This is a genomic window from Burkholderia sp. AU4i (genome assembly GCF_000466765.1).
Taxonomy (GTDB): domain Bacteria; phylum Pseudomonadota; class Gammaproteobacteria; order Burkholderiales; family Burkholderiaceae; genus Burkholderia; species Burkholderia cepacia.
Window position 1 is genome coordinate 40,445 of the sequence record NZ_ASSI01000043.1, and the last position, 12,217, is coordinate 52,661.

The following is a 12,217-nucleotide window of genomic DNA, read 5'->3' on the forward strand; positions in this document are numbered from 1 at the left end:
CGTTCATTGCGAGGCGCTGTTCGCGGCGTGGGCGCGATACGCCCGCCAGCCGCCGAAGCGCGTGATGTCCGTCGCCTCGTCGAGCGCCGCGCTTTCGCACAGGAAGCCCTGCACGCGCGACCCGTCGGCGAGCGTCAGCGTGCCGATGCCGAGCGGCGCCGCAATGCCCGCGACGAAGCTGCCGTACGCGTCGACCGGCATCTCCCAGATCTCGACCGCGATCGGCGCACCGCCTTCCGGCACGCGCACGAGCCCCGGCTTGGCGACGCTGCCGCCGGATGCCGCACCGGACAGCGCGTAGAGACGGTACGTGGCCGCCGTCGTCGTTGCCGCGACGAAACGCGCGCGTCGCTGCGTGAGCTGCCCGTTCAACGGCTCGCCTCGCAGATGCGCACCGACGACGGCCACGCGCACGACGCCGGTGGCTTCCGTCGGCGCCGCGTCCGCCGTTGCAGCGCCCCAGGCCTCGCGGACAGCCTGATCGCCGTCGCCCCACGCCTGGGCGAGATCGAGCAGCCGCGCATCGTCGTGCGCGCGGCCGACGAATGTGATCCCGAACGGCAACCCCGCGTGCGCCCCGGTCTTGCAGACGCCGGCAGGCACCGCGATTGCCGACAGGTCGAGCAGGTTGACGAAGTTCGTGTAGTAGCCGAAGCGCGAATTGATGCCGATCGGATCGGCTTCGAGCGCGTCCACGGTCGCGGTCGTGGCCGAGGTCGGCATCACGATCGCGTCGAGCCCGGCCCATGCGCGCCCGCCTCGATGCGCAGCGTCGCGAGCCGGTCGAACGCGGCGAACGCGTCGGCCGCGCTGAAGCGCGACGCGCCGCCGACGATCGTGCGAATCACCGGATGGAGCGCATCGGGCTCCCGCGCGGCGAATGCGCCGAGTGCGGCAAGCCGCTCGGCGACCCACGGGCCCTCGTAGAGCAGCCGCGCGGCGGCCAGGAACGGGCTGAAATCGATCTCGACGATCCGCGCGCCCGTCGCCCGAAGGCGTTCGAGCGCCGCCCCCCAGGCCGCGCGATACGATTCGTCGCCGAAGAATTCGAGCTGATCGGCACGCGGTACGCCGAAACCCGACCGGCCGAGCGAACGCACCCGGTCGACATCCGGCTGCGGCTGCCATGCGCGCCCGTAAGGATCGCCTTCGGTCACGCCCTGCGCGACGGCGAACACCGACCGTGCGTCGGCCGGCGAGTGCGCGAACACCGACACGCAATCGAGCGACCGGCAAGCCGGCACGACGCCGAGCGTACTCAGCACGCCGCGGGTCGGCTTGAGTCCGACGAGCCCGTGAAACGCCGCCGGCACGCGCCCGGAACCGGCCGTGTCGGTCCCCAGCGAGAATGCCGCGACGCCGAGCGCGACCGCCACCGCCGACCCGGAACTCGATCCGCCCGACGCATAGCGCGGATCGAGCGCATTACGGCATGCGCCGTACGGCGAGCGCTGCCCCGACAGCCCGGTCGCGAACTGGTCGAGATTGGTCTTGCCGACCGGAATCGCGCCGGCCGCGATCAATCGCTCGACGACGGGCGCGCTGCGATCCGGCGTGTACGCATAGGCCGGACAGGCCGCCGTCGTCGGAATGCCGGCGAGGTCGATGTTGTCCTTGATCGCGAACGGCACGCCGTAGAGCGGCAGCGATGCGATGTCGCGCCCGGCCAGCGCGTCGGCGTAGGCCGTCATCTCGGCGTGCGTCAGCGGCCGGATCCACGCATGATGCGGATCGCCCGCGTCGAAATGCGCGGCGATCGCGTCGACGAGCGCGTGCGGCGTCAGGGTGCCCGCCTCATAGCGCGCGCGCAGCGCGGCGATCGAGCCCGGCCCGGGCAGCGGCGAACGTTGTGTCGTGCTCATGCGACCTCCTCGGCGGCGCCGGTCTTCTGCACCATCAGCCGCTGGCCGGCCACGACCGCCGCGCCCGGCGCGCAATCGATCGTCTCGATCGTGCCGTCTTCCATTGCCGTCACCGCCACCTCCATCTTCATCGATTCGACGATCGCGACGACCTGCCCTTCGGTCACACGCTCGCCGGGTTCGACCAGCACCTTCCACACGCTGCCCGACACGTCCGCGGCAATCGCGCGCTGCGTATCGTCGAGCGCGGCCGTTTCCCGCGCCGCCTGCGCGTCGCCCTGCTCCGCTTCGCCGACGTACTCCGCGTGCCCGGCCGCCCGCCACCGCTCGCGCTCGGCTTCGAACGCGGTTTGCTGCGCGGCCTTGAACGTCGCGATCGACTCCGCCTCGTCGCGCAGAAAGCGGTTGTACGCGCCCAGGTCGAACACGGATTCCTCGATCTTCAACGACGCGCGGCCCGCGATGAAATCCGCGCGCAGCGTGGCCAGCTCGGCCTCGCTGACTTCGTAGAAGCGGATCTCGTCGAAGAAGCGCAGCAGCCACGGCTTGCCGGCTTCGAACTCCCGCGTGGTGCGGTGACGGTTCCACATCTGGACGGTACGGCCGACGAACTGGTAACCGCCGGGCCCTTCCATGCCGTACACGCACAGATACGCGCCGCCGATGCCGACCGCGTTCTCGGGTGTCCAGGTGCGCGCGGGGTTGTATTTGGTCGTCACGAGCCGGTGCCGCGGATCGATCGGCGTCGCGACCGGCGCGCCGAGGTAGACGTCGCCGAGCCCCATCACCAGATAGCGCGCGTCGAACACGATGCGCTTCACGTCGTCGATGCTCGCCAGCCCGTTGATCCGCCGGATGAACTCGATATTGCTCGGGCACCACGGCGCATCGGGCCGCACCGACTGCATGTAGCGTTCGATCGCGATGCGCGTCGACGGGTCGTCCCACGACAGCGGCAAGTGCACGATGCGGTTCGGCACGCGCATGTCGGCCACGTCGGAGAGCTCCCGCTCCGCGGTCTGCAGATGCGCGAGCAGTGCATCGAGCGGCAGCACGCGTGCATCGAACTGCACCTGAAGCGAGCGGATGCCCGGCGTCAGGTCGAGCATGCCGGGCAACCGGTGCGCGTCGAGCCAGCACATGAGGGCGTGCACGCGAAAGCGCAGGTTCAGGTCGAGCACGAGCGGCCCGTATTCGACCAGCACGTTGCGATCGCCCGAGCGCCGGTAGACGACGCCGATGCCGCCGGCCGACGGGTCGCGATGCAGCACGCATTCGCCGGGCGTGGCGGAGGCAGCAGTGGCGACATCGCGCGTCGGTTGCGCGATCGCAGCAGCCGGCTTCCCGGCCGACGCGGCCGCGCGCACGAACTGCACGGTATCGCCCGGGCGCAACTGCCCGAGCTTCCACAGCTCGTCGCGCACGACCGTCACCGGGCACACGAAGCCGCCGAGGCTCGGGCCGTCCGGGCCGAGGATCACCGGCATGTCGCCGGTGAAATCGACCGCGCCGATCGCATACGCGTTGTCGTGGATGTTCGACGGATGCAGGCCGGCCTCGCCGCCGTCCGCGCGTGCCCATTGCGGCTTCGGTCCGAGCAGCCGGACGCCGGTGCGGCTCGAGTTGTAGTGGACCGTCCACTGCGTGCCGTAGAGCATCGCGATGTCGTCCGGCGTGAAGAAGTCCGGCGCGCCGTGCGGGCCGTCCAGCACATCGAGCGTCCACGCATGCGTCAATGCGGGAATGTCGTCTTCGGCCAGCGTCGCGCCGGCGTCGCCGCGCCCCGCGTCCGCGTGCAGATGCAGCACGTCGCCCTTGCGCAGCGCGCGCCCCGCGTGACCGCCGAACTGGCCGAGGGTGAAGGTCGCCTTGCTGCCGAGATAGTCGGGCACCTGCAGCCCGCCCTTCACGGCCAGGCACGCGCGCACGCCCGCGCCCGTCACGCCGCCGAGCTTCAGTACCGTGCCCGGTCGGGCGCGCAGCACCTGCCAGAACGGCGCGGGCTCGCCGTCGAGCGTTGCCGCGAGCGGCGCACCGCCGAGCACGAACAGCGTCGCGGTGTTGAAGCGCAGCGTCGCGCCGACCATCGTGAATTCCAGCCCGGCCGCGTCGCGTGCGTTGCCGAGCAGCGCGTTGGCGAGATCGAACGCGCGATCGTCCATCGGACCGGACGGCGGCACGCCGACGCTCCAGTAACCGACGCGCCCGGGCGCCTGCTGCACGGTGGTCTGCACGCCGCCGTCGAGCACGTCGATCGTGTGCGGCGCGAATGCGAAGCGCGACAGGAACGCCGTCGTCGGCGCGCCGCGCGCGAACGTGTCCGAGCCGGCAATCGCGCGCAGGTAGTCGAGGTTGGTTTCGATCCCGTACAGCTCGGTCCGCGCCAGCGCGGCCTGCAGTGCCGCCAGCGCGTCGCGGCGCGTATCGCCGCGCACGATCAGCTTCGCGAGCAACGGATCGTAATGCGCGCTGACCTCGGTGCCCGCGTCGATCCAGCCGTCGACGCGCACGTCGTCCGGAAAGGCGACATGCGTGAGCACGCCGGCACTCGGCTGGAACTGCTTGTGCGGATCTTCCGCATAGAGCCGCACCTGGATGCTCGCGCCGCGCGGCGCGACGGCGAGTGTGTCGAGCGGCGGCAGGTCGCCTTCGGCCTGCAGGATCATCCATTCCACGAGATCGATGCCGGTGACTGCTTCGGTCACGCAATGTTCGACCTGCAACCGCGTGTTCACTTCCAGGAAATAGAACCGGCGCGCGTTCGCGTCGAACACGAACTCGACCGTGCCGGCCGACGCGTAGCCGACCGCGCGGGCGAGCCGCACCGCGCTCGCGTGCAGCGTGTCGCGCTCGGCATCGGTCAGGTCCGGCGCGGGTGTCTCCTCGATCACCTTCTGGTTACGGCGCTGCACGGAGCAATCGCGTTCGCCGAGCGCGATCGCGCCGCCGCGGCCATCGCCGAAGATCTGCACTTCGATATGCCGCGCGTGCTCGACGAATTTCTCGAGATACACGCCCGCATGCGCGAAGTTCGCCTTGCCGAGCCGCACGACGGATTCGAAGGCCGCCTCGAGCTGCGCGGCGTCACGGCACAACGACATGCCGATCCCGCCACCGCCGGCCGTACTCTTCAGCATCACCGGATAGCCGATCGCACCGGCTTCGGCAAGCGCCGTCGCCACGTCGTCGAGCAGGCCCGTGCCCGGCAGCAGCGCGACACCCTGTGCGGCCGCGAGCGCGCGCGCGGTGTGCTTGAGGCCGAACGCGCGCATCTGGTCGCCGCGCGGCCCGATGAAGCGCACGCCCGCCGCTTCGCATGCATCGGCGAAACCGGCATGCTCGGACAGGAAGCCGTAGCCGGGATGCACGGCCTGCGCGCCGGTCTCGCGCGCGGCGGCGAGGATCGCCGCGACGTTCAGGTAGCTCTCCGCCGCCGGCGCGGGGCCGACCCGCACGGCTTCGTCGGCGAGCGTCACGTGACGCGCGTCGCGGTCGGCGTCCGAGTAGATCGCGACCGACGCAATGCCGAGCCGCTTCAGCGTCCGGATCACGCGGCACGCGATCTCGCCGCGGTTCGCAACGAGGACTTTGGCGAATCTCATTCGGCCTCCCACACGGTGAGACGCACGGGCGTCGGGTTGTAGCCGTTGCACGGGTTGTTCAGCTGCGGGCAGTTCGAGATCAGCACGGTGACGTCCATCTCCGCGCGGATCTCGACGTACTTGCCGGGCGCGGAAATGCCGTCCTCGAACGTCAGCCCGCCGAGCGGCGTGACGGGTACGTTCATGAAGAAGTTGACGTTGCCGACGAGGTCGCGCTTGGTGAGCCGCGCGCCCGTGCCGCACGTGCAGTGCGCGATTGCATTGAGGAAGCTGTCGCGGCAGTTGTGCATGTGCCGCTTGTCGAGCGCATAACGCACCGTGTTGCTCTCGGCCGCGCATGCGCCGCCGAGCGTGTCGTGACGCCCGCACGTATCGGCGACGATCGTCGCCATCGCGTTGCCCCGGCTCGACAGCAGCACGCTGCCGGCGCTCAGGTACAGGTTGCGCTGCGCGCGGATCGTGTCCTGCGCGCTGTAGCGCTCCTCGGGGTCGTCGGACCGGTAGAACAGCGTGTCGACGGCCTGGTTGCCTTCGAGGTCGAGGATGCGGAAGACCTGCCCGCGCTTCAGGTCGTGCAGCCACGGTTCGCCCGCGTTCAGCGTGATGTCGTGGATCGCGTCGCGCGGGTCGAGGCGGCTTTCGATGATCGGCATGGTGCGGCTCCTTACGCGAACAGGCGGTCGGTGTTGGTGAAGCCGCGCATGTTCTCGGCGCACGCGCGCCGGCACGGATCGTCTTCGGGGGCGGCGGCGTCCGCCGGATACGCGCGGTATGCGATCAGCTTCACCGGCTTCGGCGCATAGTCCGCGCGCGGATCGAGCGGATGCGGCGCGGTCGAGAATGCCGCGAGCGTGTTCATCTCGAAGCGCAGGTCGACGGCACTGCCGGCCGTCGAATGGCCGGGGACGAAATCGAGCGTGCCGTCGTCCGCCGTCTCGAGCTTGCTGAAGAAATTGACGTTCGCGACGAGGTCGCGCGCCGACAGCCCGTACTTCGCGAGTTCGAGCACGAGGCTGTCGCGGCCGTTGCGGATCATCGCGTTGCGATCGGCCTGGTACGTCGTCGTGCCGTACTTGTGTGCGAACAGGCGCGCGTCGCCGACGCCGCCGAGCGGGTCGTGCCAGCCGAGCGTGTCGGCCGTGATCGACGCGATCACGCGCCCCATGTCCGTGTACAGCGCATGGCCGCGCGTGAGATGCGCGGTGTGCTGCGCCTTCAGCGTATCGGCCATGTTGTAGCGTTCGAGCGGGTCTTCCTGGCGATGAAATACGGCGGATAGATTCGCGCCGCCTTCGACATCGACGATGCGCAGCGCGAGGCCGCGGCGCAGGATGCCGGACCAGTGGGTGCCGGCGGGAATCAGCGTTTCCCACGCGACATGCGGTGGTGGGGCGAGGACGGCTTGGGGGCTCGGCGACATGGCGGCTCCGTGGTCGGTTGGATAAAAGGCGTGAGAGGGCGACCGAACGACATCGCGACCTCCCGGGCTTTTATCCCTCCGTGGAGCCTCGCCGTTGCCTCGTATCGAGGCGAAGGCAAGACCGGATTGCTCTCGGACCAGGCATCGTGCGGCGCGAACGCCGCATGACCGGAACCCTAGCGATCCTGAAGATGATGCAAATTGCTTCGCACCTCTCGGGCAACGATCTAGCGAGTTGCGTGCCAGCCTCGACGAAACGGCTGCACAACGCGGTGCGGCGGCCCGCACGTGCACCGCCTGCACGACATGGCGGCGGCCCCGTGCCCTCGCGGCGGGCGTGCCGCGCACCAGGCGAACGCGATCCCGCACCGGTGCAGTGCGTGTCGCATGCGCATGCACGGCACGATCCGCAGTGGCATGGGCATTGCATCGATGGCGGCACCTTCACTCGACATCCGACCGCTCATGAACAAGCTCGACCTGCTCCGGCGCGTGCTGACAGCCCTCTTCTCCGCCCGCTTCATCGAACTGCAACGCGCCGCACGCCGCCGCTGAGCCGACCTCGTCGCACGTCGTTGGCACGGTTTTCGCTCGGCATGACGCCGAGAGGTGCGGCGGCGTCGCATCTTAGGGGTGCTAGGGTTCCGGTTCATCGAACGTCTGGTCCGAGAGCAGCCCGGCACGGGTTCGTCCGATCGCGAGAGCGGACGCGCACGCGCTACACGGCGGGACAAAAGCCCGGGAGACTGGCGATGGCAACGGCCATCGCGCCTCTCCGTGGCCGCTTCGTTCGTTCCGCATCCGCAGGAACCGGCTACGCAGCCGGACCGTGCTCCTGCACGGTCCGTATCGACGATCCCGATCCCGGTCTCCTGGAGAAACACGATGACCCGTCCCGCCTCGGCACTCCGCCGCCTGCTGTCCTTCCGTTCCACCCGTCGTGCATGGGGTGCCGCCGCCACGGCTGCGGCGCTGCTCGCGGCGCCCGCCGTTCACGCGGCGGCGCCGCTGAAGATCGGCTACAGCGACTGGCCCGGCTGGGTCGCATTCCAGGTCGCGCTCGACAAGGGCTGGTTCAAGGAGGCCGGCGTCGACGTCGATTTCGAATGGTTCGATTACTCGGCGTCGCTCGACGCGTTTTCCGCGGGCAAGCTCGACGCGGTCGCGGCAACCAACGGCGATGCGCTCGTGACGGGCGCATCCGGCGCGAAGAACGTGATGGTCCTGCTGACCGACTATTCCGCCGGTAACGACATGATCATCGCGAAGCCGCCGCTGCGCAGCGTCGAGGGGCTGAAGGGCAAGAAGGTCGGCGTCGAGCTCGGCCTCGTCGATCACCTGTTGCTCGAGACTGCGCTGCAGAAGCACGGATTGAAGGATGGCGACGTGACGCTGGTCAATGCGAAGACCAACGAACTGCCGCAGGTGCTCGGCTCGTCGGCCGATATCGCCGCCGTCGCCGCATGGCAGCCGAACGCAAACGAGGCGTTGAAGCGCGCACCGGGCGCACGCGCGATCTTCACGTCGGCCGACGCGCCGGGGCTGATCTACGATGCGATCACGGTCGCGCCCGCAAGCCTCGCCGCGCGCCGGGCCGACTGGGCCAAGGTGATCAAGGTCTGGTACCGCTGCGTCGCGTACATCAACGACCCGAAGACGCAGGCCGATGCGGTCAGGATCATGTCCGCGCGCGTCGGGCTCACGCCGGAGCAATACCTGCCGCTGCTGAAAGGCACGCACCTGCTCGACGAAGCAGCCGCGAAGCGTGTGTTCCGCAAGGGCGACGGTCTCGATTCGATCTATGGGTCGACGCGCAACGCGAATGCGTTCAACGTGCGCAACGGCGTGTACAAGCAGTCGCAGAATGTCGATGCGTATATCGATCCGCAATTCGGGATGTCGAACTGACCGTTGCGTGCGGTCGGAATTTTGACGGCTCGCTCAGGGTAGCGCCTGTTCACGCTGATGGCAGGCTTGCGCTGGGCCCGGAAGGGCCGAGCGCAAGGATTGCGACGACCAACGGAAGTCCCCGTGGGGCGAAGCGAATACTCGACGTATTCGCGAGGAGCACGACGCGGCGATCGGCCCTTCTGGGGGCCAGCCCCACGAATGAATTTTTTAAACAGGGGGACGTGCCTCTTTTCCATCATTTCGCTCATTCTCCCCAATCGTTTCTCAAACAAAAATTGATTGATTTGGCGAAACCGCATTCGCATACTGCGCAAGCTTCGTTCGCAATGCGTTGTCGTTGTCCTGAATCGGTCCCGACGCGCTGTGCCAGCGGCAATCGGGATCGATATCGCGCGGTTTCCACTCTCTCGATGGAGAAACGTCATGGGCGTTACCGTCATTCCCCGGCTGCTCGGCCTGAAGAACGAGAAGAAGATTGCCACCACCGTTGGCGAAGCCCGGTTGCGCGGGATCAACTACCGGCATCCCGATTCCGCGCTGGTGTCCTATCCGGTCGCCGCCGCCGGGCCGTTGGGCACGCTGCCCGCCGGCAACTACAGGATCGCCATCGTCGGCGGCGGAGCAGGCGGCATCGCCGCACTCTACGAACTCGGCCGGCTCGCGGCGACGCTGCCGGCAGGAAGCGGCATCGACGTGCAGATCTACGAAGCCGATCCCGATTCGTTTCTTCATGACCGGCCGGGAATCAAGGCGATCAAGGTGCGCGGGCTCAAGGCCGGAAGAGTGTCGGCGGCGCTCGTTCACAACGGCGATCCCGCCAGCGGCGACACGATTTACGAAGTCGGCGCGATGCGCTTTCCGGAAATCGCCGGATTGACCTGGCATTATGCGTCCGCCGCATTCGGGGACGCGGCACCGATCAAGGTATTTCCGAATCCGGGCAAGGTGCCGACCGAATTCGTGTTCGGCAATCGTGTCGATCGTTACGTCGGGATCGATCCGAAAGACTGGGAAGATCCGGATTCGCCGACGTTGAAGGTACTGGGTGTCGTCGCCGGCGGGCTGGTGGGCAACCCGGAAGGCGAGAATGTCGCGATGTATCCGATCGCCAACGTGGATCCGGCCAAGATCGCGGCGATCCTGAATGCGGCTACGCCGCCGGCCGACGCCCTCGAGCGGATTCAGACGAAGTACTGGCCCGAGTTCATCGCGCAATACGATGGCCTGACGCTCGGCGCGGCCGTCCGCGAGATCGTGACGGTTGCGTTCGAGAAGGGAACGCTGCCGCCGGTCGACGGTGTGCTCGACGTCGATGAATCGATCAGCTACTACGTCGAGCTGTTCGGCCGCTTCGGCTTCGGCACCGGCGGCTTCAAGCCGCTGTACAACATCTCGCTGGTCGAGATGATGCGGCTGATCCTCTGGGACTATTCGAACGAATACACGCTGCCGGTCACGGAAAACGTCGAGTTCATCCGGAATCTGTTCCGCAAGGCCCAGGACGTCGGCGCCGGCAAGCTGGCCGTCCAGGTTCGTCAGGAACGCGTCGCGAACGCCTGCCATTCCGGCACCGCGTCGGCGCGCGCGCAACTGCTGTCATACGACAGCCATAACGCCGTCCACGCCGAAGCCTACGATTTCGTGATTCTCGCCGTCCCGCACGATCAGTTGACGCCGATCGTCAGCCGCAGCGGCTTCCAACATGCGGCCAGCCTGAATCTGGGGGACGCGGGCCTGGGCCTCGAAACGCATACGTACAACCAGGTTTATCCGCCGCTGCTGCTGAGCGATAACAGCGCCGCCGCGAACGCCCGGATCGTCACGGCGATCGGCCAGCTTCACATGGCGCGCTCGTCGAAGGTGTTCGCCACCGTCAAGACCGCCGCGCTCGACCAGCCGTGGGTCCCGCAATGGCGCGGCGAACCGATCAAGGCCGTCGTCTCCGACAGCGGCCTCGCGGCGAGTTATGTGGTACCGAGCCCGATCGTCGAAAACGGCCAGGCGCCCGAGTATTCGAGCCTGCTCGCCAGCTACACGTGGGAAGACGATTCGACCCGGCTTCAGCACGATTTCGGGTTGTATCCGCAAAACCCGGCAACCGAGGCCGGTACGGCGGACGGGATGTACCGGACGATGGTGAATCGCGCGTATCGGTACGTGAAGTACGCGGGCGCGTCGGATGCTCAACCGTGGTGGTTCTATCGGCTGCTCGCGGAAGCACGCACGGCGGACCGCTTTGTGTTCGACTGGACGACCAACAAGACGGCCGGCGGCTTCAAGCTCGACATGACCGGCGACCATCACCAGAGCAACCTGTGCTTCCGGTATCACACGCATGCGCTCGCCGCGTCGCTCGACAACCGCTTCTTCATTGCCAGCGACAGCTACAGCCACCTCGGCGGCTGGCTCGAAGGCGCGTTCATGAGTGCAATGAATGCGGTGGCGGGCCTGATCGTGCGCGCCAATCGCGGCGACGTGAACGCGCTGTCCAGTGCCGCGCGTCCGCTCGTGACCGGTTTGCGGCCCGTCGTGAAGGTTCCCGCAGCGGAGCTGGCCACCAGCAAGTAATCCGCGAACGAAGAGACGCGCGCGTCGCGCGTCATCATGCGCCCGCCGCACGGCGGGCGCGTTTCAGATGGATCGAAACAGGGTGCGCGGCCGGACGGCGGAATCGGTGTATCCGGATTAGCGCTCGCTCACCTTCACGCGCGGCAGCCATTCCGCCTCGGCACCCTGCGTGCCTTTCAATTGGGCGGGAATCGCGTCTTGCACTTGCGCGTCGTGGCGGCGTACCGCCTCGGTGTCGAGATGACGGCCGTCGAACGTCGATTGGCGACGGGTAATCATGTTGATGCGAAGGCGTTTTGCCGCCATGGTCGGTCTTCCTTGAAAAATCGGCACCCCGCCGACTGGCGAAGTGCAATAGATGTACGTGAGAAAGATGTCGCCAGGATGACGTGATGTGAAACACACGTCTCCCGCCATCCTACGGCGGCGGCGCATGCACCGCAATGACTTCGAGCAAGCATCGCAGTTCACTTCTCCGCGATCCGCCTGCCGTCCGGACTGAAAGTCGTTTCAAGGAAGGCAACGATGCGCGCCGCACGATCGACACGCTCCGCACTGGGTGCGGCGTCGAGGTACAACAGGTCGAAGGCCTGCCGGACGTGACGCCGTTCAACTTCGACCGCATCTGACCGCGCCGGCCGGGCCTTGATCGGGCCGCCGTTATAATCGGTGCGACTCTGCGGCGGCCGCGCTTGTCGGCTGCCGGCTACACGCCGGGATGATTTCCCTTTCGGGTGCGACGCGCTCGAGGATTCCTTTCTCCCAGAGCGTGAAGCGCGTTGCGCCATTCCCCGCGCCCGCCATTCGTGCCCGGCCGGGCAACGAATGGTGACTGCGCGAGTTGCTTCAGATAT

The 12,217-nt window shown here is 67.8% G+C and carries 7 protein-coding genes, 1 pseudogene and 2 riboswitches; of the genes and pseudogenes, 3 read left to right on the forward strand and 5 right to left on the reverse strand.

Annotation, left to right across the window (positions count from 1 at the left end):
* Positions 1 to 3: 3 nt before the first annotated feature.
* The 4 genes and pseudogenes from atzF to L810_RS09260 form a co-directional block, all read right to left on the reverse strand.
* Positions 4 to 1,862: pseudogene (gene atzF, locus L810_RS09245) on the reverse strand (allophanate hydrolase).
* Entirely contained in the window at positions 1,859 to 5,464 is a 3,606-nt protein-coding gene (uca, locus tag L810_RS09250) for an urea carboxylase (RefSeq protein ID WP_021158113.1), read from the reverse strand. Before uca ends, atzF begins: the two are co-directional and overlap by 4 nt.
* Positions 5,461 to 6,117 carry an urea amidolyase associated protein UAAP2 gene (locus L810_RS09255; protein WP_021158114.1) on the reverse strand — a complete coding sequence of 219 codons (657 nt, stop codon included), beginning with the start codon at positions 6,115 to 6,117 and terminating at the stop codon, positions 5,461 to 5,463. The genes uca and L810_RS09255 overlap by 4 nt, the downstream gene beginning before the upstream one ends.
* An 11-nt stretch (positions 6,118 to 6,128) precedes the next feature.
* The gene (locus L810_RS09260; RefSeq protein ID WP_021158115.1) at positions 6,129 to 6,884 is read right to left on the reverse strand and encodes an urea amidolyase associated protein UAAP1; all 756 of its coding nucleotides are present in this window, start codon (positions 6,882 to 6,884) and stop codon (positions 6,129 to 6,131) included.
* Between the two features lie 57 nt (positions 6,885 to 6,941).
* Positions 6,942 to 7,075, reverse strand: a riboswitch (guanidine-I (ykkC/yxkD leader).
* 434 nt (positions 7,076 to 7,509) lie between these two features.
* Positions 7,510 to 7,631, forward strand: a riboswitch (guanidine-I (ykkC/yxkD leader).
* 138 nt (positions 7,632 to 7,769) lie between these two features.
* On the opposite strand from L810_RS09260, the gene L810_RS09265 reads away from it, so the two are divergent.
* Positions 7,770 to 8,792 (forward strand): ABC transporter substrate-binding protein, encoded by a 1,023-nt coding sequence (locus tag L810_RS09265; protein ID WP_042973866.1) that lies wholly within the window; start codon positions 7,770 to 7,772, stop codon positions 8,790 to 8,792.
* Between the two features lie 426 nt (positions 8,793 to 9,218).
* Positions 9,219 to 11,363, forward strand: a complete 2,145-nt coding sequence (locus tag L810_RS09270) for a hypothetical protein (protein ID WP_021158118.1) — start codon at positions 9,219 to 9,221, stop codon at positions 11,361 to 11,363.
* Between the two features lie 117 nt (positions 11,364 to 11,480).
* On the opposite strand, the gene L810_RS09275 is transcribed toward L810_RS09270, so the two are convergent.
* Positions 11,481 to 11,669, reverse strand: a complete 189-nt coding sequence (locus tag L810_RS09275; RefSeq protein ID WP_021158119.1) for a hypothetical protein — start codon at positions 11,667 to 11,669, stop codon at positions 11,481 to 11,483.
* Positions 11,670 to 11,806: 137 nt separating this feature from the next.
* On the opposite strand from L810_RS09275, the gene L810_RS09280 reads away from it, so the two are divergent.
* Entirely contained in the window at positions 11,807 to 11,992 is a 186-nt protein-coding gene (locus tag L810_RS09280) for a hypothetical protein (RefSeq protein WP_042973868.1), read from the forward strand.
* The last annotated feature ends 225 nt before the right edge of the window (positions 11,993 to 12,217 follow it).

What these genes read in the sequence shown, in the direction of transcription:
- uca (WP_021158113.1), bottom strand. Translation starts at nt 5,464, where the DNA reads ATGAGATTCGCCAAAGTCCTCGTTGCGAACCGCGGCGAGATCGCGTGC.
- L810_RS09255 (WP_021158114.1), bottom strand. Translation starts at nt 6,117, where the DNA reads ATGCCGATCATCGAAAGCCGCCTCGACCCGCGCGACGCGATCCACGAC.
- L810_RS09260 (WP_021158115.1), bottom strand. Translation starts at nt 6,884, where the DNA reads ATGTCGCCGAGCCCCCAAGCCGTCCTCGCCCCACCACCGCATGTCGCG.
- L810_RS09265 (WP_042973866.1), top strand. Translation starts at nt 7,770, where the DNA reads ATGACCCGTCCCGCCTCGGCACTCCGCCGCCTGCTGTCCTTCCGTTCC.
- L810_RS09270 (WP_021158118.1), top strand. Translation starts at nt 9,219, where the DNA reads ATGGGCGTTACCGTCATTCCCCGGCTGCTCGGCCTGAAGAACGAGAAG.
- L810_RS09275 (WP_021158119.1), bottom strand. Translation starts at nt 11,669, where the DNA reads ATGGCGGCAAAACGCCTTCGCATCAACATGATTACCCGTCGCCAATCG.
- L810_RS09280 (WP_042973868.1), top strand. Translation starts at nt 11,807, where the DNA reads ATGACTTCGAGCAAGCATCGCAGTTCACTTCTCCGCGATCCGCCTGCC.